Source organism: Paraburkholderia phymatum, from assembly GCF_038900715.1.
GTDB lineage: Bacteria > Pseudomonadota > Gammaproteobacteria > Burkholderiales > Burkholderiaceae > Paraburkholderia > Paraburkholderia phymatum_A.
Window position 1 is genome coordinate 71,062 of the sequence record NZ_JAYMRZ010000027.1, and the last position, 20,237, is coordinate 91,298.

Genomic DNA, 20,237 nt, shown 5'->3' on the forward strand with positions numbered 1-20,237 from the left:
ATTCTTATGGCAGGTCCCGCGCTTCACGTTTCGAGCGCGGCACGAGCCTCGAGGATCGCGTTCTCGAGCCACCCCAACTCGTCGAAGTATCGGCCGCCATTTGCATCGATGAGCGCCTCGAGAACAGCAATCTCAGCTTCGCGCGCGGCCCGGTTTTTGGGGGCAACGGCCAGCACCATTTCCAGCAAGTGCAGAGCCTCGACAGGCTGTCCGTCCGCGAGTCGGCGCCGCGCGCGTTCCACCAACTCGGACGCGCCCCCGGCCATCTGTACCAGTTCTGGCCAAACGGCACTCGCGGGAACGGCGTAGAGCTCGGTCGTGGCCTCGGCTCTGAACCAACCGGTGTACTCCTCCCAAACGGCACGCACGAACCACCGTAGAGGGCTACGGCCGAACGCGGGCTCGAGCTCGAACGGCAGCCGGATCTCAGTCATGAGCGTCCACAAGTCCTTATGAGCGTTCATGCCCTTGACCGTTTCGTCGTGGATGTAGCGCACTGCATCACGGATCTTCGTAAAGTAGGCTGCAATGTAGTCTGCCCCCGTCAAAGGCTCGTCGTGTCCGGTGACCACCAATTCCGGACGTAGCGAAATGACGATGTCCACTTCCCGCAACCAGCCGACCACGCTGCGGTCGCGATCGCCGCGTGCCGTATAGAAGTTAGGCAGCCCCCCTTGGATTGCGCCTGCCCAATTTCCTAGAAAAAGCACGCGCTCGCCTGGCAACCAGACATGCAGAGAGTCCAGTGTCTCGCCGGAGGGCGCGGAGATAAGTTCGAAGCGCCGTCCCCCCACGGTGAACTCGTGCCGGTCGGCGAACAGCGTGAGTGGCGCGGGGTCGCGCGTGCCGCTGTACCACGCGTCCGAGTGTTCCTTCTGAGGAGTCATGGACTTCAGTACGCGGGCAGCGCGGGGCTGGAAGTAGCGTGCCATGAGCTTGCGCTCGTCACTGATCCGCACGAATTCACGCTGCGCCACGGTTTCCGTCTGCTCGCCAGCGAATGCCGCCCAGCCGCCGATATGGTCCGGGTGGCTTTGCGTGAAGACGATCTTGCGGACATCGAGCTTGCGTTCGAGCAGTTGCTCGAAGCGCTCGCGCGTGCGCACGCCCTGGTACGGCGTCCCGGTATTGATAACGACGTCGCCTTCGGGATGCGTCACGACGTACGCATTCGAGGTGCTGCGCGACATCACGATATAGTCGTTGATGCGTTCGGCAGGGCGTTCGGGTTCCCAGGCGATGCTTTTGAGGATGGGGTGCTCTTGCGTCGAGAAACGGGCCATGGCGAGTCCTTTCCGAATCATTTGACTTCTGCTTTGACGCCGAAGCGTTCGAAGTAAAAACCGAATCGCCGGCGGATATCGTCGGGTTCGAGCTTGAAATCGCGCCTGAGGTCATAGACGATCTGGCCGTTTTTGCCGCGCGGGTGGTGCGTCAGGGCATCCGTCATCCATTGGCGCATGCCGTCGCCTAGTGGCAGATCTGCCTTCGCATAGATGTCGCCGACGATCTCCATCGGGAATTGCATCAACTCATGGAAGTAAACATCTACCGTGCGCGCGGGATCGAGCGCATCGCGATCGCGCACGCAGGCGCGCAGCAAGCGCTCATAGCGATCGATCCAGTATTCCGCGATGCGGTCGGGGCGCACGCGAGTGCGGGTGACCCGAGACGAATAAGCGACGCCGGTGATGGCCGACTGAATGGAAGCCACCGGGTCGCGATGGTTGATGACGATCGTCGCGTCCGGGAATATCTCGTTGACTACAGATAACTGCTCCATATGCTGAGGACACTTCAGCAGCCAACGTTTTCGCCCAGTCAGAAACGTGAGTACTTGCAGGCATTTCCTCAAGTAGCGGTACACCGGCCGATGATCCATCTGAAAATAATGGTCGCGCCAGACGACGGCATGCGTCAACCAATCGAGGTGATAGGAGCCGAATTCGGGAGTCTGTAGTTCAATGTCTTCCGAGATGTGGTCAGGCGCGAACTCGTGAATTGCTTTCACATAAGGCAGTAGTGCGTCTTGCTGAGCCCAGTCGGCGGCGCATCGAGCGCGTCGCGGATCTTCTTCGCCGTACATACAACGCTCTTCAGGCCCGGGGACGGGACGAATCGCTTCCCAGTACGGCAAGGCTCGCAGGCGCGGATCGGCGCCGAGAAAATTCTGCAAATAGGTGGTGCCCGAGCGAGGCAAGCCGGCAATGATGATGGGGCGATCGATCTCGATGTCGAGGATCTCGGGGAAACGTCGCACCATGTCTTCGATGCGTAGGCGCACGGTCAGATTGCGCAGCATGGCACCGAACACGCCGATACGGCCGAGGGCAGACAGTTCGGTGTCTGCATCGGTGGATTCGATCCACTTGGCCATGTGCTGGCGAAAGCCTTGGTCCCCGAAATCGGAAAGACCGGTGGCTTGGCGCGCGGCTTCGAGTAGCGCTTTCTCTGTCAACGATACGGGGTTGGCGTCGGCCCACGCCATCGTTTGCTTTTGTAGATCGGTCAGCACCGGCTCTGCGAGATCGGCGATATCGATTTTGTCCGGATTTTCCGTGGACCCCGTGGGGGCCGAGTTGACTTGTTGTCCGATGTTCCAGCTCATGGGAAGGTCACCATTACCTTGGCCGAGCGTTGCGCATCGCGCGCCGTCTCGAATGCGTTGTTGAAATCAGCAAAGGAAAAGCGATGGCTGATCATGGGTTCCAGATCCACGCGGCCCTCTTCAAGCATCGCCACGATCTCGCGAAACTCGATCGGGTAGCCGATTGCCGTCGTCAGCGTGGCTTCCTTGGCGAGCATCAGCCGTAGATCTATCGCCACGGGAGCGCTATACACGGCAGTCACGACGATGCGCGCGCCCATGCGGCACATTTCGAGGATGCTCGGGATCAGGGGCGGGGCACCCGCCATATCGATGTATGTATCGGTGCTGACGGCATCGCTGCCGGTGACGAAATCGTGCTGCGTGCCATGCAGCTCGCCCAATCTTTCCCGAACGTTTTGCTCGGCGGCGTTGATCGTTGCGCGTGCACCTAAGCGCCGGGCACACTCCAGCCGGAACGACGAGTAATCGACTGAAACGATGTCTTCGACGCCGCGGCGGCGCAGGCCAAGCACTGCGCCAAGCCCAATCGGCCCCGCGCCGAAAACTACCACCTTTTGGCCGGGCTGTGGCTCGGCGCGATTCACCCCGTGCAAGGCCACAGCAAGAGGCTCGGCCAATGCCGCATGCTCCATCGAGACGTTGTCGGGAACGGCGAAAAGTGTGTCCGGCTGGGCCAGGGCGTCGCGCACCAGCAGGTAGTCGGTAAACGCGCCTTCCGGACCGCCGTTGCCGATCATGTTCGCGTAGGGATTGACGATGACCCGCTGCCCTTCCCGGAAACCTGCAACCTGCGCGCCGACGCTCGAAATCGTTCCCGCAAGCTCGTGTCCCAACGGCATCGGGCCGGCCGGCCCGGCGACGCCGCCCAGTTTGGCGTAGGTGACGTCGCTGCCGCAGATGCCGCATGCGGCGACCTTGATGACGACGTCGTGCGGACCGGGTACAGGCACTTGTGTCGGGTCCAGTCGTATATCGCCGGGTCCGTGAATAACGGCTGTATGCATGTTAGATCCTCACCCTTGGACTGAGAAGCCACCGCAGACACTGATCGTCTGCCCTGTAAGGTAGGTGGCGCCTGCGCTGGTCAAAAACAGGATGGCATCGGCGATTTCGCTCGGCTCGCCGAAACGCTTCATCGGCGTGCGCGCCAGGAAGCCAGCGGCATATTCAGCGCTTTCCACGGCCGCTTTCGTTTGACGTGTCTTGATCATCCCCGCCGCGACCGCATTGGCGCGAACATTGCGTTTTGACCAGGCCACCGCCATAGTCTTCATCATCTGCGCGAGCGCTCCTTTCGCGGCTCCGTAGCCGGGCACGACCTCATTGCCGAAGTAGGTGGTCATCGACGCGATCCCTATCACGCAGCCGCCACCGGCGAGCTTGCTGCTCGACAGCTTGTCCAGACAGCCATGAGTGAGCCGATAAACGGAGGTGAGATGCATGCGCACGGCCAATTCGAAGTTATCGGGCTCATATTCGTCGAGGCCCAGAGAGGCTAGGCCCACGCCGCCACTATGAACGATGACATCGACCACATTGAGCGATTCTGCCAATGCATCGATCTGTGCGTTGTCTGTGACATCCAACTGTCGGTAGTCGTAGCCGCTCAAGTCAGCGTCGTAGTCCTTGCTGCTGCCGCGCGTTCCAGTGATAGTCACATGCGCGCCGGCCTTTGCGTAGGCGTGAGCCGTTGCGGCACCAATCCCGCTCGTGCCACCCGTTACGAGAACTCGGGCTCCGGTGTAGTCATAAATGACGGCACCGATAGCGGCGGAGAATGAGCTCATTCGAAGTCTCCTGAAGTTGTGTTATGCGCCCTACATCTTAGCGATCCGCGATACCGGATGCGGGCGAAGCGAAGTGCGCCCGTTCTGCTCGCGCGTACGGTCAAGTGATCGACTCGCTGCCTCCGCCGTTAGCGAAGGACGCGCTGCACGATCGCCTCGGCGGCTTCTTCTGCCGTCATGGCAAGCGTATCGATGCGCAGGTCCGGTGCGAGCGGCGCCTCGTATGGGCTGTCGATGCCGGTGAAGTTCTTCAATTGACCTGTGCGCGCCTTGCGGTACAGTCCCTTGACGTCCCGCTCTTCGGCCACGGCGAGGGGGGTGTCAACATGCACTTCTATGAACTCGCCCCCGGTGGCCATGTTGCGGACCATGTCGCGTTCGGCGCGGAACGGACTGATAAAGGCGGCAATTACAATAAGGCCGGCATCTGTCATGAGCCTTGCTACTTCGCCCACGCGACGTATGTTCTCGACGCGGTCCGCATCGGTAAACCCAAGGTCTTTGTTCAGCCCGTGGCGCACGTTGTCGCCATCGAGCAGGAACGAGTGCTTGCCCAGCGCATATAGCCGCTTCGATACCATATTGGCAACCGTCGACTTGCCGGCACCCGATAAACCGGTTAGCCAAACGATACAAGGCTTCTGGCCTTTTTGCCGTGCATGTGCGGTGCGGTCGATTTCCAGCGTCTGCCAATGGATGTTGTGAGCCCTTCGCAGCGAAAAGTTGAGCATCCCGGCGCCGACTGTCGCGGACGTCATTCGGTCAATCAAAATGAAGCCCCCGAGATCATGGTTCTCGGCGTAAGTCGTGAAAGGCACGGGCTTGTCGAATGCAAGGTTACATACGCCGATTCCGTTCAGCTCGAGCTTCTTGCTAGCCAGATGCTCGAGCGTGTTGACGTTGACTTCGTATTTGTGCTCCGTGATTGTCGCCGCTACCGTATTGGTGCCGATTTTCGCGAGGTAGGTCCGGCCTGGCAACATTGGCTCGTCCGCCATCCAAACTAGCGTGGCCTCGAACTGGTCAGCCACTTCCACCGGAGCATCCGCAGCGGTGATCACGTCGCCGCGCGAGCAGTCGATCTCGTCGGCCAGGCACAGCGTCACCGATTGGCCGGCTACGGCTTCCTGCATATCTTCGTCGAGCAGCACGATCCGGCTGACAGTGGATGTCTTGCCCGATGGCACCACGCGCACCGGGTCGCCTACCCGTACGCGACCACCGTTGATGAAGCCCGAGAAACCGCGGAAGTCGAGGTTTGGCCGATTGACCCATTGCACGGCCATGCGCAGGGGACCGTCCGTGAGGCGGTCCTGATCCACCTGCACCGACTCGAGATGTTCGATTAACGCGGGCCCGGCGTACCAAGGTGTGTTGGGCGAGCGGCGGGTGATATTATCGCCCTTGAAACCGGAGATCGGAATGGCAGCGAAATTGTCTATGCCGAGCGTTTCAGCGAACTGGCGGTAATCGGCTACAATTTCGTCGAAGCGCGCTTGACTAAATTCCACCAAGTCCATTTTATTGATGGCCATCACGATGTGCTTGATGCCGATCAAATGGCACAAGTGGCTGTGGCGGCGCGTTTGCACCAGTATGCCCTTGCGCGCATCCACGAGGATTACGGCGAGGTCCGCCGTCGAGGCGCCCGTCACCATGTTGCGCGTGTATTGTTCGTGGCCCGGTGTGTCCGCGGCAATGAACTTACGATTCTCGGTTGAAAAGAATCGATACGCGACGTCGATCGTGATGCCTTGCTCACGTTCTGCTGCGAGCCCATCGACGAGCAGCGCGAAGTCGATCTCTCGGCCTTGTGTACCGATCCTGCGGCTGTCGGCCTCAAGCGCGGCGAGTTGATCTTCGAAGATCATCTTCGAGTCATAAAGCAGCCGACCGATTAGCGTCGACTTGCCGTCGTCCACCGATCCGCAAGTGATAAAGCGCAGCATGGATTTTCGTCTCTGCTGCTCCAAATATTCGTCGATGTTCTCGGCAATGAGCTCGTCGGCCTGATAACGATAGTCAGTCGACGAAGGGAAGCTGATAGCGTTCATTAGAAATAGCCCTCTTGCTTTTTCTTTTCCATCGAAGCCGCCTGATCGTGGTCGATCGCGCGGCCCTGACGTTCGGACGTGGTAGTCAGCAGCATTTCTTGGATGACTTCGGACAAGGTCGATGCCTCGCTTTCGATGGCGCCCGTAAGGGGGTAACAGCCTAGGGTACGGAAGCGGATCGATTTCATTTGGGGTACCTCGCCCGGTCGCAGTGGAAAGCGATCGTCGTCCACCATCAGCAGCAACCCATCGCGCCGAACCGTGGGGCGTTGTGCCGCGAAGTACAGCGGCACGATCGGGATGTCATTTATTTGGATGTACTGCCAGATGTCCAACTCGGTCCAATTAGAGATCGGAAACACGCGAACGCTTTCGCCCTTGGCCTTGCGGGAATTGTAGAGTCGCCAAAGCTCCGGGCGCTGACTCTTTGGATCCCAGCGGTGATTGACGGAGCGAAAGGAGAAGATGCGCTCCTTCGCGCGTGATTTTTCTTCGTCGCGGCGCGCACCACCGAATGCGGCGTCGAACTTATGCAAATCTAGTGCCTGTTTGAGGCCCTCGGTTTTCCATAAGTCAGTATGAACTGGGCCATGATCGAAGGGGTTGATGCCGCGGGCCTTGGCTTCGGGATTCTGATAAATCAGAAGCTCCATGCCGCTTTCGCGCGCCATGCGATCGCGCAACTCGTACATCGCCTTGAACTTCCACGTGGTGTCCACGTGCAGCAACGGGAAAGGCGGTGGGCTCGGATAGAAGGCCTTGCGTGCCAAGTGCAGCATGACGGCGGAATCCTTGCCGACCGAATACAGCATGACAGGCCGCTCGCATTCGGCGACCACCTCGCGAAGAATGTGGATGCTTTCGGCTTCGAGCCGTTCGAGGTGTGTGAGGGACATCGGTTCCTCCAAAGAATCAGGCGTCGCCGCTGGCAACGAAGTGGGGGTTGTCGAGGCCTGGCTTGCCATAAAGCAGCGGGGAGCCGTCCAATGTGCGTACGGAACCGCCAGCTGCATTCAGCACGGCATGACCGGCGGCGATGTCCCATTCCATCGTGCGGCCCAGACGCGGATAGAGATCCGCATCTCCCGCGGCCACGAGGCACAGCTTCAACGAGGAGCCTGCGTTCACCGACGCGGCAACGCGGCGTCCCGCCAAAAACGCATCGAGCGCTTGGGCGTCGCCATGCGAGCGGCTCGATACGACCGTGAGGCCCTCGTCCGGAACCGTGCGGCACCGAAGCGAATGGCGGGTTCCATTTGCGTCCATGAAAGCCTCGCGGCTGCCGTCTCGCAGCTCTCGCCCGGCGTATAAGCGGTTCAGAGCGGGTGCGAAGACAACGCCGGCCACCGGGCGACCCCGCTCGATCAGGGCAATGTTGACGGTGAACTCGCCGTTTCGGCTGATGAACTCCTTCGTACCGTCCAGCGGGTCGACGAGCCAAAAGCGCTGGCCCGCCTCGGGGATCCGTCCTTTCGAGGCTTGTTCTTCCGAAATGGCAGGGATGTCCGATGCATGGCGGGCAAGAGCGGCGAGGATCACGTTTTCGGCAGCCTCGTCGGCGGCGGTCACCGGCGAGGCGTCTGCCTTGCCGCGCACCTTGAAGTCGGTTTCATAGATTTCCATGATCACCGCGCCAGCCTCGCGAGCGGCAGTGAGCACGGACGCGAACAAAGCGTCTTGCAATCTAGTCTCCTAGTAGTGGATAGGGCTTGTTTAGTCCCCATCCTGCGCGTGAGCGAGGCTGGTGCGATCGAGAAATTAAAACTTGTCAGTTTTATGTTCGAACTGCGGGTGTTCCTGTATAGCCATTGCGTGGGCGAGCACGCATAATTCGATAATTGAGTGTTTGTCAGTTTCCGATATGACGACGAACCCACGCGGCGCCCCCGACTCCCCGTTGGCGGGCGAACCGCATGTCGAGGCGGTGCGCTTGCGGTTGGCAGGTCAGACTCTGCAAGAGGTCAGCCGAGCCACGGGCTTGAGCACGCCCACGATTAGTGCGGCCCACAAACGGTTCCTCAAGGGCGGATGGCAGAGCGTGGCCGGACGGCCGCGAGGTCGTCGCGAGGGCGAGGGGCGCCGGCTCGACGATACGTTGTCCCAGACGTTGTTCCAGGCGGTCACGAACGGCAGACCCGAGGAATTCGGTATGCCCGATCGGCTGTGGACTACCGCGGCCGTTCAGGCATTGCCCACGTTGTATGGGCAGCCGGCAATGTCGGCGCGTACTGCGGCGAATTACCTGTCGCGGTGGCAACTGGCTGCGGCACGCCCGCTCGACCGGCTGGAGTCAGGGGGGGCTGTGTTGGAGCGGTGGCGAGGCACTGTATATCGAGGTCTGCTTTCGCGCGCGCAGCGCGAGGGTGGGCAAGTGTACTGGGTGGACGAGCGCTTATTGCCGTCGCCGGGCTTAGGTTCGGACGTACCGGCTTCGCGCGTGATTCGAGCGGTCAACCTGCGAGGCAAGCTTTACTGGCTAGGCCACGGACGCGCGCTGCAGGAGCGCACGCTGACCGATTTCTTCGACCGACTGCTGTGCTGCTGCGACGGTAAGGCTTTCGTGGTGTTTGACGGCATGCAATGGCATCGCGCGGCCGTGTTGAGTGCTTGGATCGCGCAGCACGCCGACCGACTGTTTACCTTCCATGCGCCAACCGATACTGCGGTGTCCAAAATGCCATCCTCACCGGCTGAAACGATACTCACTGCCAATGCCCCCGAGCCGGCGCCAGATCCCTTTGCGCAGCAACTGCGTGCTCTGCTTTGCGCCACGTCGGCCGAGGGCAGCGCTGCCTCGTCACTGTCCAAGATCGGCTCGTCCAGCGACCTCGATCGTCTAGAAGCGGAGAGCATTCACATCTTCCGCGAGGTGATCGCCGAATGCGAACGGCCGGTGTTGCTCTACTCTGGAGGCAAAGACTCGGCTGTCATGCTGCATCTGGCCCGCAAAGCGTTCTACCCAGCGCTCCCGCCGTTTCCGTTGCTACACATCGATACGACATGGAAGTTCCGCGAGCTGTATGCGTATCGAGATCAGGTGGCCCAGGAGATGGCGCTCGAACTGATCGTGCATACCAACTATGAAGGACTAGCGAAAGGCATCAACCCGTTTACTAACGGCGCGTCGATCTATACGAGCATTATGAAGACCGATGCGCTCAAACAGGCTATGGCGCGGCACCGATTCGACGCCGCCTTTGGCGGCGGACGGCGTGATGAAGAAACATCCCGTGCCAAAGAACGCATTTGCTCGCTGCGCTCGCCGAGTCATCGGTGGGATCCGAGGGACCAGCGCCCCGAGCCGTGGCAACTGCTGAACACGCACTTGCATCCTGGAGAAAGCCTGCGTGTCTTTCCGCTCTCGAACTGGACCGAGGTTGACATCTGGCGGTACATCCTGCAACAGCAAATCGCGTTGCCGTCTCTGTATTTCGCACGACGGCGACCGGTGGTCGAGCGCGACGGTCGATTGATCGTTGTCGATGACGAGCGAATGCCACTGCGGGCAGGTGAGGTGCCGGTGATTCGCCGGGTTCGGTTTCGCACGCTGGGCTGCTATCCGCTCACCGCAGCCATACCGTCTCAGGCTGATACGCTTGAAGCGATCATCGCAGAAATCTCCACTTCGAAGCGTCCCGAACGCGACGGCCGCGTCATCGACCACGACGGTCATTCGGCCATGGAGCGCAAGAAACTGGAGGGATACTTCTGATGGGAGCGGAAACGGGTATTCATGGCACGCACGAATTTGCCCACGTGCGCGTCGTCACATGCGGCGCAGTGGACGATGGCAAGAGCAGCCTAATCGGTCGACTCCTGTACGACATGGGACTGTTGACGGAAGAGGTGGCAACGAAGCTCGAACAGGGCGGTGGACAACCGGTGGCGGAAGCGGATCCGCCCAACTTCGCATGGATACTCGATGGGCTGACGGCTGAGCGTGAGCAGGGCATTACGATTGATGTCGCATACCGGTGCTTTACAAGCGGTCGCCGCCGCTTCACGGTACTCGATGCGCCCGGGCATCCTCAGTACACGCGCAACATGGTCACTGGCGCGTCGGATGTCGATATCGCGGTGCTGGTGATCGATGCGCGCCGCGGCACGCTGCCGCAGACTCGCCGACACAGTCATCTAGTGTCGATGCTCGGGGTCCGCCAAGTGGTAGCCGTGGTAAACAAAATGGACTTGGTTGGGTACGGGGAACATACGTTCCGCGACATCTGCGCGGAGCTGAGCACTTTTGTGGCGCCTCTCCGTTTCGAGCACATGACATGCCTGCCAGTGAGTGCCGCGTATGGCGACAACGTGACCACGTCGAGTACGCGCATGCCCTGGTATCGCGGCCCGACGTTCCTAGACGTTCTCGAATCCGCCGACACTTGTCAGGACCGCCGGAACGAACGGCCTTTGCGTTTGCCCGTGCAATGGGTGTGCCGGCCGGGGCGAGATTTTCGTGGGTACGCCGGCACCGTTTGCTCGGGGGCCGTACGAGTGGGCGACGCCGTGCATATCGCACCGTCCGGCCGAGCGAGCACCGTCGCGCGCATCGTCACTGCTGATGGCGATATCGAGCAGGCCGTCTCGGGCCAGGCGGTTCAGCTCACACTGCGCGACGAGATCGATGTATCGCGTGGCAGTGTCTTCTCCTCGGCTAGCCATCCCGTGTCCTGTGCGGACCAGTTCGAATGCGAATTGGTGTGGATGGATGACGGCGCCGGCCTGCCGGGGCGAGACTATCTGCTCAAGCTGGCGACGAACACAGTCAATGCGCAGATCACGGACATCAAGTACGAGATCGATGTCATTGGCGGAAGCCACCTCGCCGCCAGACAACTCGCGGCAAACTCACTGGCGGTATGCAACATCGCCTTGGACCAGCGCGTCCCGTTCGAACCGTATCGCGACAACAGGGCGCTAGGGGCGTTCGTGCTCATCGATCGTGTCAGTCATCGTACAGTCGCTGCCGGCATGTTGCACTTTGCGCTTCATCGCTCGCGTACGTTGCAAACTCGGCTGTTCGACGTCGATAAGGGCGCGCGCAGTGCGCTCAAGCATCAGCGCGCTTGCGTTGTATGGCTGACGGGCTATTCCGGTTCAGGAAAGTCGACGATCGCCAATGCGCTTGAGAAACGCCTCGTCTCTATGGGATACCACACCTACCTGCTCGACGGCGAAAACGTTCGTCACGGACTGAGCAAAGATCTCGGCTTCGATCCGGCCGCACGAGTCGAAAACGTGCGGCGCGCGGCGGAGGTGGCTCGGCTGATGGTGGACGCCGGCCTGATTGTGATCGCTGCGTTTGTTTCACCCTTCCGGGCGGAGCGCGAACGAGCGCGCAAGTTGGTCGCGCACGACGAATTCATCGAAGTCTTTGTCGATACGCCGCTCGAGGTTGCCGAGCGGCGTGATCCGCGCGGTCTTTACCGACGGGCGCGCTCGGGTGAATTGAAGAACTTCGCAGGCATCAGTCTCGATTACGAGCCACCGCTCGCCCCGGACGTGCATATCGATACCAATCAGCTTGATGCTGCGGGCGCGGTCGAATCGATCGTCGCGGTGCTGTGCGAGCGGCAAGCTATCGTGCCGCATAACGTCTCAAACGTCGGCTGATGCAGCGTCCGACCGGGGAAGAGGGTATCGACGCCGCCGCGCGCCAGGGGCGTATTCCAGGGACTGCTGGCAAAAGACACAGGCAGCAGGAACGCGAAGGTCCACGGGAAATTGGGGTTGTCACCGGGACCCGGGTGACGCGATGAAGTGATTGAATGTTATTTAATGACGTGACTAACGTCGGAGGAGCGCTCTAAATGACGCCGGTTTTTGGAAAATTTCACCAGGTCGCTTGGGTCACTCCTGACCTCGAGCGCAGCATGGCGCAGTTTCGCGAAGTCTATGGCATTCCTTCGTTCTTCGTCCAGGATCAGTGCTTCAATGCGCGGGTTGGCAACTCTCACGGTGAGATGAGGCTGCGCTTCGCGCTGGCCAATGTCGACGGCGTCGAATTCGAACTGATCGAGCCAGTCGGCCCTGGCCTGAACGCGATCTATCGCGAGGTTCTGCCCAAAGATGGCAGCTTCGCCAACGTATTCCATCACATCTGCATAAAAGTCTGCGGCAGTGCGGAGGATTGGGAGCGCCACCTCGCCGCGCTGCATCCCAGCCGGCAGATTCACTATATGGGCGACGTGGGTCCAGGTGCGGCGTTTTGCTATACCGACGACCGATCTTTGCTCGGGCATTACGTGGAACATGTGTGGTTTGGACGAGAGATCGAAAAGGCAATGTACGAGGCGGTGCCGAGATATCGAACGAGTGTCCCGTCGTAAAAGCTTGCGCCTTAGTCCTTCGCGTACCTGCCAGGGCGGCTTAGTGCGATTGAGGCCGCCCGTTCGAGCGCAGGGGCGGCCTTATCGTTGTTCCATGCCGGAATTGGTCGACAGATTCGGCACAGCGATGCGCCGGACGATTGAGGATGGCGCGAACCGAGGGATTACGCCGTATTCACGTTCGCGAGCGCGGCATGCCAAGCCCTTGCTCGGCAATGAGGCTACGATGAATCTCGCTCGTACCGCCGTAGATCGTCATGCCGACCGACTGACGGTAACCCAGTTCAATGTCAGCTAAATCTTCATCGTCTCGCAATACCGAAAACGGAGCGAATACGTCCATTAGATCGCAAGCGTCCTTCTGATACATTTCCGTCGAGAATAGTTTGGACATTGGACCAAACGAGGCGCGCCCCGGTATTTGGTTAGTGACAGCCCAAATGCCTCGGTAGCATAGCAACTTGGCAATGGTGGTATGCACGGACACGCGGGCAAGGCAGGTTCGGACTTCGGGGCGCTCGATAAGCGGCAGGCCATCGACAAACGCTTTTCGTGCATACGCCACTGCGCGATGGAACATCTTGTCATAGCTGATTCGATACTGGTCACCGCCGCTGTGCTCGAGTTCCAAGGCGGCGGTCATGACGGCAAGGCCACCGTTTACTTCACCGATACGATACTTATCGGGCACGCGGACGTCGGTGAAATAGGTGATGTTGGTCCGTTCGTCCTGGATCGTATGGACTGCTTGAACTTCGATACCCTTGAGGTCCATTGGTACCAGGAAGACCGTCAGGCCCTTGTGCTTGGGCACATCGGCGTCAGTACGCGCGAGCAGAAAGCAGTAGTGCGCGAGATTTCCGGCGGTCGTGAACATCTTTTGTCCGTTGATGACCCAGTCATCGCCGTCTCGGATCGCGCGTGTCCGCGCGGCAAAGACATCGGAGCCTGTCGAAGGTTCGCTAAAGCCAAGGCAGCCGAGGGCATCACCAACGACGAACCGCGGCAACGCCTCCGCCTTGCATTCAGGCTGGCCCAGACGCATCACGATTTGGGCAACCTGGTTGGTGACCGGCCCCGTGATGCGCTGCATACCGAATTCCTCGTACACTTCGGCCATTGCCGCATTGTCGAAGGCGTCGCGTCCAAGACCGCCATACTCCGGTGGCCAGTGAGGGAATAGAAGCCCAGCCTGCGCCAGCTTTGCCGCAAAGCCGGCATGATAGCCTGCCACCGAGTGATGTCGAATCGCCTTGATCTCGTCCGTGATGTTCTGACGAAAGAATTCGCGGACCTGTTCGGCGAAGGCTTCGGCTTTCGCTCCGACGCCGAACTCAAGGTCGACGGTCCCGGCGCTCGGCAGGGAGGCGCTACGGCCATCCCATAGTCGACCGGCAATGATTTCAAGCTCGCAATTCGGAGCGCCTGCGAGTAACCCCCACGCCTTGCCGCGCCGATAGTAGAGCTGGATATCGTACTCGAGTGACACGCCGTAGCCGCCGAACGTGCGGAGCGCACGAGTCACTGCGCTCGTGGCGGTTTGGCATGCCCACCACCGAGCCATTGCGAGGTTGGCACCCGCTTCGGGGCGTTCTGTGGCTATTGCCCAGACTGCCCGCCATATCAGCAATTGCGCACCTTCGACATTTGTCAGGGAGTCAGCGAGAGGATGAGCAATTCCCTGAAAGCCACCGATCGGCCGCCCGAACTGCTGTCGCTCGCAAGAGTACTCTGCAGCCATCTCAAGTGCTCGCCGGGACAAGCCGACGAGCATCGCGGCCTGCAGTAACTTCAGTTCCTCGACGGCGGCGAGGAATCGCATTCGTGCGTCGGGGCCGCTCGCTAGTACCGCGCGATGTCCCTGCGCGTTTTGGCCTTTCAGCACGATGCGTCGTAGTGCTGCAGAGCCGAGATTCGGTTCTGGCTGTCCAGCCAGCGCTTCGACCAGGACGACGTCTTCGCCATCCAATGCAAGAACGCCTGCGGCCGACGCTGCATGCACGAGATGCGCTGTATCCGGCGACACTTCGTGCGGCAAGAGCGTAAATAGCGCGCCATCCAAAGCCCGTTGGAGCGCATCTGCGGCAGCTTCGCCGGCTAGATGACCGAGCAAGCTGTTGGCCGCAATCACTTCTGCGAATGGAACCGACGCCAGGTAGCGCCCCGCTTGCTCCGCTACCAAAACGGCGTCGAGCAGTCCCAATCCGAGCCCTTGTGCAGATTCGGGAGTGCGCAACAAATGCATGCCAGAGTCGACGAGTCGCCTCCATAGGGCGGCGTCGAAACCACTCGCTTCGGCGGCGCGAATGCGAGTAGGCGTCGATTCGCTGCGAAACAGTTTTTCGGCAGCATCGCGCAATATTTGACGATCGCTGTTAAGAGTTAGATTCATCGAGTTGCAGATCCGTAAAGACGACGTAGTTCGACCTTGTTGACTTTTCCGGTCACTAACTTCGGGAGATTGTCGGCGAAAATTACTTTTTTTGGCTTCTTATAGCTGGCGATCAATAGGCGTGTGTGCTCGATGATTTCTCCTTCGCTCGCGATGCCGTCTCTGCGCAACGTCACAATTGCACATACGTTTTCCCCCCATTTTGGATCCGGCAACCCGATTACCGCGCACTCGGACACGGCCGGATGTTGCAACACGGCTTCTTCAACCTCGCGCGAATAGACGTTCTCTCCACCGGTGATGATCATGTCCTTCTTACGATCGACGAGGTACAAAAAACCGTCTTCATCTATGCGTCCCATATCGCCGGTATGACACCACCCGTCACGCAGCGTCTCTAACGTGGCGATGCTGTTATTCCAGTAGCCGCGGAACATCGCACCGCTGCGTGCGACGATTTCACCCGCCACGTTCGGCGGGCATTCGTTGCCGTCCTCGTCGACGATGCGCGCATGCAGATTCGGATAGGGTTTGCCGACCGAGGTCAACCATTTCCGTTCGCGCTCCGTACCGTCCGGACGGTGCTGGAGCGGCGACAGGCAAAACATACAAATCTCAGTCTGTCCGAAGAGGTTGACGAAATTGCATCTGCCGAACAGCTCGATTGCCTTCCTGAGAGTAGGAGAGGGCATCGGCGCCGCCGAGTAGATCAGAGTCCGTACGCTGGAAAGATCAGCTCGCTCGATTCCTGGTGCGTCGAGCAGCATCTGCACCATTGTTGGCGCCAGCAAAAGGATAGTGAGGCGATCGCGCTCGATCGCCTTCATTGTCTCGACAGGGTCGAATTGCCGGTAGAGATATGCGCAGCCGCCTCGCACATGCTGCGATAAGCTGATGACCAGTCCACCCAGATGGAACATCGGCATCACAATCAGCGTTCGATCGGGATGCTGCATATCGCACAGCCATGCATCGACCTGTACGAGCTGACGCATTTCCCGGTGGCCCCAGACGCAACCCTTTGGGCGCCCGGTCGTGCCACTCGTGTAGATCAAGCACCAGATATCTTCCTCGCGCGCGCGCAACGGCGGGCCTGCTGGATCGCCGCCGGCGACGAAGGCATCGTAGTTCGTCGCCCAATCTGTTTCCCCACCGATGCATACGTAAGTCTCGACGGACGTCAGTTTGCAGCGAAGCGACTCGATGATCGGAAGATACTGTGCCTCGAAAATGAAAATTTTCGGCGCACCGTCCTTGATGATGTACTCGATCTCGGGCGGTGCGAGGCGAAAGTTGACCGTGGAAAGAACGAAGCCGCTCCATTGCGTTGCCGCCATCGTTTCGCCGAACTCGATCGAGTTCATCGAAAGTATGCCAATGCGGTCTTGCCTTCGTGCGCCGGCTCGGTGCAGCGCGGAGCCTAGGCGTTTGGCCCGTGAGAGCAACTCTGCGTGGGTGATACGGCGATCGTCTTGCGCATAGGCGAGGTCATCGGCGTACCAACGGGCGTTCGTTTCCAGATCGTCGGCGAACGAGAGCGGTAGCTGGCTGTGCATGGATTTGCTTTCCTCAAATAGGCCCGACGGCCAGACCCGCAGAACGTGCGACGTGGAAGTCGCGATCACCGAAGCGTTGGTCGAAGCTGAGAGTTGACTTGTAGTGGTGACTGACCGCATATTCATCGGTGATTCCCATGCCGCCGTGAAGCTGAATGCCTTGCCCCGTGACGAAATACGCAGCCCGCGTCACAAGTGCTTTGGCGCCCGACGCGGCGCGCCGCCGACGCGATGCATCGCCACTTTCCAGTGCAGCGATCGCTTGCAATAGCATCGATCGCGCTTGGTCAGTTTCGATGAACATTTCGGCCATCCGATGTTGAAGCGCCTGGAATTTCGCCAATGGCTGACCGAATTGAGTGCGCTGCTTCAGATAGTCCGCGGTAAGAACCATCACTGCTTCCATTGAGCCCACAACCGCTGCAGTGAATGCGACAATCGTTCGGTCCAGCGCGAGCTCTAGCGCGGCTGCTGCGCGGTCCGGGTCGACGATCAGCGCTCGGGCAGGAGTTTCGACGAAAACAATATCGGCGGCCCAAGTGCCGTCCACCAATTCATAACGTGCCATTGCAGCGCCAGACGCGCCGCGATCGACCACAAACATGCTCGGACCCGACGAATCGTCGACGCAGGCGCTCACCAGCCAATGACTCGCGTCACCAGCATGCACGACGCGTGCTTTCGTGCCGTTGATCGTCCAGCCGTTTTCGGTATGCAGCGCTCGGCACAAGGTCGGCGTCTCGTATTCGCTGACGCCTTGGGGCTCGACGTGAGCCAAGGAAGAGATGCATTTGCCGGACGCGATCGAATTAAGCAATGATTGACGGGTGTCTGCATCATCCGCCGCAGCAATCAACGTGGCACCCAGCACAGCTGTATCGGCATATGGCTGGGTATTCAAGCCGCGACCGAGTTCTTCCATAAGAATAGCGATTTCGGCATCGCTGCAGCCCACGCCGCCTGCGTCTTCCGGTACTGCAAGCGCTAACCAGCCCATCTCGGCGAATGCGCTCCAGTGCTGGCGCGAGTGGCCATCTTCAGAAACCGACGCCGCACGGCGTTTTTCTGTTACCAAGCGATCGCTGACGTAGCGCCTGGCACTGTCCGTCAGCATTTGCTGTTCATCGGAAAGATTGAAGTCCATAGTCAGAGCCCGAACGCCAGTTTGGCGATGATGTTCTTTTGCACTTCGCGAGCACCGCCATAAATTGTCAACGCGCGTTGATAAAGTAGGTCGGCAGTCACGCCTGGTACGTAGTCTGGCCACAATGAATTTGCATGAAAGCCGTCGCCGAATGCTTCGTCGCGGCGATAAACACGCAAGCTACGGGCACCTAGGGCTTGCACCATGAGTTCGTTCAAGCGCTGCTGAAGTTCTGAACCCCGCACCTTGAGCACGGACGCTCGCGCTGCGACGGGGTGTTCGCTTGGCGCCTCGAGCAACACGCGCAGCACAGACCATTCGAGGGCTTGCACCATCAGTTCCGCTTCCTGCAGTCGCGCGGCAAATACGGGATCGTCGAGCACACTGCGGCCGTTGCGTCGCTGTTGTGATGCGATTTCCCGAATCCGTTTTAAGTCTCCCCACGATTTTTCGATATCGGAGCTGGCGGTGCGCTCATTGCTTAGCAGGAATTTGCCTTGGTCCCACCCGCTGCCGGGTGCGCCGATCATCTGACCTTTGGGCACGTGCACGTCCTCGAGGAACACTTCCCAAGTCGAGCACTCGCCGTTTATTGTCGGAATTGCGCGCACGGTGACCCCGGGTGACTTCAGATCGAGCACGATCATCGATATGCCGCGTTGCGGCTTCGCCGTATTGTCCGTACGCACGAGAAAGAAGCCCCAGTCTGATTGGCCTGCTTCGGTCGTCCAGATTTTCTGGCCGTTGACGAGATAATGATCGCCATCGAGTGTCGCGCTGGTGCGCAGCGAGGCGAGATCCGACCCGGCTCCCGGTTCGGAAAAACCTTGAGCCCACATCGTGCTGCCGTTCAGTATCCCTGGTAGGAATCGCTCCTTTTGCTCAGTAGTACCAAACGTGTATATGACTGGCCCGATAAGCCGAAGACCCTGCCATCGCAGTTCCGGCGCGCCTGCAATACGGCATTCGTAGTCGAATAGATGAGCCTGCATTCGAGACCAACCCGGCCCACCGTATCGCTGAGGCCAATGGGGCGCCGACCAGCCCTTCTCGTGGAGCACGCGGTTCCACCAACGCCGGTCTGTGTCGTTGGGCGGATGCATGCCTATCCGCGAGCGTCGCCGCACGTCGTCTGGCAGTGCGTCGTGTAAGAATGCGCGTATTTCTGCGCGAAATGATTCGTCCGAGGGGGCAAGCTGCAATTTCATTGGCTTGGTCTCTCATGCCACCCTTCAGCAGAAGTGGCCTCAAGAAGTGATCAACTATCGGTTATGGTGCGCGACGGAGGGGATGGGCTCTGTCATGTCCATGTCCATTCCGGCGGCCGCTTTTCACGCTGAGCGCTACGGGCCTCTTTCGAATCATTAAAGCGCGTGACTTGCGCTGTGTAGCTCTGTTCGATCCGGTAACCGTCACGGACGGGAAGGTCTTCTACGCGATTCAGAGATTCCTTGCCCAATCGCAAGCCGAGAGGGCTCATCGCGGCGATCTGCGCAGCGAGTGCATGCGCTGCCGGGACCAGATCGGCGGGATCGACCACTGCTTCCACTGCGCCCAAGCGATAGAATTCATGCGCATCGACGAATTCGCCCGTGAAGAACATCTTGCGAGCCTTGTATGGGCCGACGAGGCGCTGAAGATGTCGCCCGCCACCTAGCACTCCGGCTTTGATCTCGGGCACGCTGAACCGTGCGGTATTGGAGGCAATCAAAATATCGCAACATGCAGCGATGACTGCGCCCGCACCGACGGCTGCACCGTTGATCGCGCCGATCACCGGCAGCGGGCAATCCATGATCGCGTTAAAACAGTCCCGCGGGGCGAGCCCGGAATCGACCATATCGGCGATGGTTTCGTTCGAGTTCAGATCTCGAGCGTGCCGGCGCAACGAATCGTCGAAATCCACACCCGCACAAAAGACGCGCTCGCCGGGGGCCGTGAGGATCGCCACATTGGCGTCGCGGGTCTTCCCGAATCCGCGAAACACCTCGGCGATTCGACGGAACATATCGCCGGTCAATGCATTTACAGGCGGGCGCTCGAGCGTCACCGTGGCGATGCGATCCGAGATTTCTACGCGTACGTCACTCATGGGTTCCTCTAGTAAGCTCATGATGAAGAGCTGGCACGCCGACGATAAACGGCGGTCGCGTAAATCGAAGCTCGCCGCGCAGGCTTCCTGATCCGAAAAACTGACGACGTGTCATGTTTTAAAGAATACCTGTCCGCGACTTCTCGTGCAAGAGGAACGGCGTAAAGCTGTTGCACCGAGGCGCCGGATCGGATGAAATGTGCAGCACCGTATTGCCGGATAATCGTGTGCGGCGAGGCTAGGAGAAGTTGGATTCGGGATCGCCGCGGTAG

Annotated in this window: 15 protein-coding genes and 1 pseudogene; 3 read left to right on the forward strand and 13 right to left on the reverse strand. The window is 59.8% G+C overall.

The genetic code is table 11. The annotated features are described in order from the left end of the window. Window positions 1–23 precede the first annotated feature (23 nt). The 7 genes from VSR68_RS35240 to cysQ form a co-directional block, all read right to left on the reverse strand. Window positions 24–1,283, reverse strand: a complete 1,260-nt coding sequence (locus VSR68_RS35240) for an MBL fold metallo-hydrolase (RefSeq protein WP_342944177.1) — start codon at window positions 1,281–1,283, stop codon at window positions 24–26. A 17-nt stretch (window positions 1,284–1,300) separates the two neighbouring features. Continuing rightward, window positions 1,301–2,608 carry a sulfotransferase family protein gene (locus VSR68_RS35245; protein WP_342944178.1) on the reverse strand — a complete coding sequence of 436 codons (1,308 nt, stop codon included), beginning with the start codon at window positions 2,606–2,608 and terminating at the stop codon, window positions 1,301–1,303. Continuing rightward, window positions 2,605–3,615, reverse strand: a complete 1,011-nt coding sequence (locus VSR68_RS35250; RefSeq protein WP_342944179.1) for a zinc-dependent alcohol dehydrogenase — start codon at window positions 3,613–3,615, stop codon at window positions 2,605–2,607. Before VSR68_RS35250 ends, VSR68_RS35245 begins: the two co-directional genes overlap by 4 nt. A 9-nt stretch (window positions 3,616–3,624) precedes the next feature. Next, a complete protein-coding gene (locus VSR68_RS35255; RefSeq protein WP_342944180.1) occupies window positions 3,625–4,398 on the reverse strand; it encodes an SDR family oxidoreductase in 774 nt (257 codons plus the stop codon). 128 nt (window positions 4,399–4,526) lie between these two features. Next, window positions 4,527–6,452 (reverse strand): sulfate adenylyltransferase subunit CysN, encoded by a 1,926-nt coding sequence (gene cysN, locus VSR68_RS35260; RefSeq protein WP_342944181.1) that lies wholly within the window; start codon window positions 6,450–6,452, stop codon window positions 4,527–4,529. Beyond that, a complete protein-coding gene (cysD, locus tag VSR68_RS35265; RefSeq protein WP_342944182.1) occupies window positions 6,452–7,348 on the reverse strand; it encodes a sulfate adenylyltransferase subunit CysD in 897 nt (298 codons plus the stop codon). Before cysD (VSR68_RS35265) ends, cysN begins: the two co-directional genes overlap by 1 nt. A gap of 16 nt (window positions 7,349–7,364) precedes the next feature. After that, a complete protein-coding gene (gene cysQ / locus VSR68_RS35270) occupies window positions 7,365–8,135 on the reverse strand; it encodes a 3'(2'),5'-bisphosphate nucleotidase CysQ (RefSeq protein ID WP_342944183.1) in 771 nt (256 codons plus the stop codon). A 1,126-nt stretch (window positions 8,136–9,261) separates the two neighbouring features. Here cysQ and cysD (VSR68_RS35275) point away from each other — a divergent pair. The 3 genes from cysD (VSR68_RS35275) (at window position 9,262) to VSR68_RS35285 (ending at window position 12,781) form a co-directional block, all read left to right on the forward strand. Beyond that, the gene (gene cysD, locus VSR68_RS35275) at window positions 9,262–10,164 is read left to right on the forward strand and encodes a sulfate adenylyltransferase subunit CysD (protein WP_342944220.1); all 903 of its coding nucleotides are present in this window, start codon (window positions 9,262–9,264) and stop codon (window positions 10,162–10,164) included. Beyond that, complete coding sequence (gene cysC / locus VSR68_RS35280) at window positions 10,164–12,065, forward strand: adenylyl-sulfate kinase (protein WP_342944184.1); 1,902 nt, start codon at window positions 10,164–10,166, stop codon at window positions 12,063–12,065. Before cysD (VSR68_RS35275) ends, cysC begins: the two co-directional genes overlap by 1 nt. 197 nt (window positions 12,066–12,262) lie before the next feature. After that, window positions 12,263–12,781, forward strand: coding sequence for a VOC family protein (locus VSR68_RS35285; RefSeq protein ID WP_342944185.1), 519 nt, complete (start codon window positions 12,263–12,265; stop codon window positions 12,779–12,781). Window positions 12,782–12,956: 175 nt separating this feature from the next. Here VSR68_RS35285 and VSR68_RS35290 read toward each other — a convergent pair whose 3' ends face one another. From VSR68_RS35290 to VSR68_RS35315, 6 genes and pseudogenes are all read right to left on the reverse strand, one after another. Continuing rightward, window positions 12,957–15,173 carry an acyl-CoA dehydrogenase gene (locus VSR68_RS35290; RefSeq protein WP_342944186.1) on the reverse strand — a complete coding sequence of 739 codons (2,217 nt, stop codon included), beginning with the start codon at window positions 15,171–15,173 and terminating at the stop codon, window positions 12,957–12,959. Then, window positions 15,170–16,729: a class I adenylate-forming enzyme family protein gene (locus tag VSR68_RS35295; RefSeq protein ID WP_342944187.1), complete on the reverse strand. Its 1,560-nt coding sequence runs from the start codon at window positions 16,727–16,729 to the stop codon at window positions 15,170–15,172. The genes VSR68_RS35290 and VSR68_RS35295 overlap by 4 nt, the downstream gene beginning before the upstream one ends. Before the next feature lie 13 nt (window positions 16,730–16,742). Beyond that, window positions 16,743–17,873, reverse strand: coding sequence for an acyl-CoA dehydrogenase (locus VSR68_RS35300; protein ID WP_342944188.1), 1,131 nt, complete (start codon window positions 17,871–17,873; stop codon window positions 16,743–16,745). Between the two features lie 2 nt (window positions 17,874–17,875). Then, the gene (locus VSR68_RS35305) at window positions 17,876–18,712 is read right to left on the reverse strand and encodes an acyl-CoA dehydrogenase family protein (RefSeq protein WP_342944221.1); all 837 of its coding nucleotides are present in this window, start codon (window positions 18,710–18,712) and stop codon (window positions 17,876–17,878) included. An 18-nt stretch (window positions 18,713–18,730) separates the two neighbouring features. Further along, a pseudogene (locus VSR68_RS35310) lies at window positions 18,731–19,081 on the reverse strand (acyl-CoA dehydrogenase family protein); the annotation flags it as partial. A gap of 92 nt (window positions 19,082–19,173) precedes the next feature. Next, window positions 19,174–19,965, reverse strand: a complete 792-nt coding sequence (locus VSR68_RS35315; protein WP_342944189.1) for an enoyl-CoA hydratase-related protein — start codon at window positions 19,963–19,965, stop codon at window positions 19,174–19,176. Window positions 19,966–20,237: the final 272 nt, after the last annotated feature.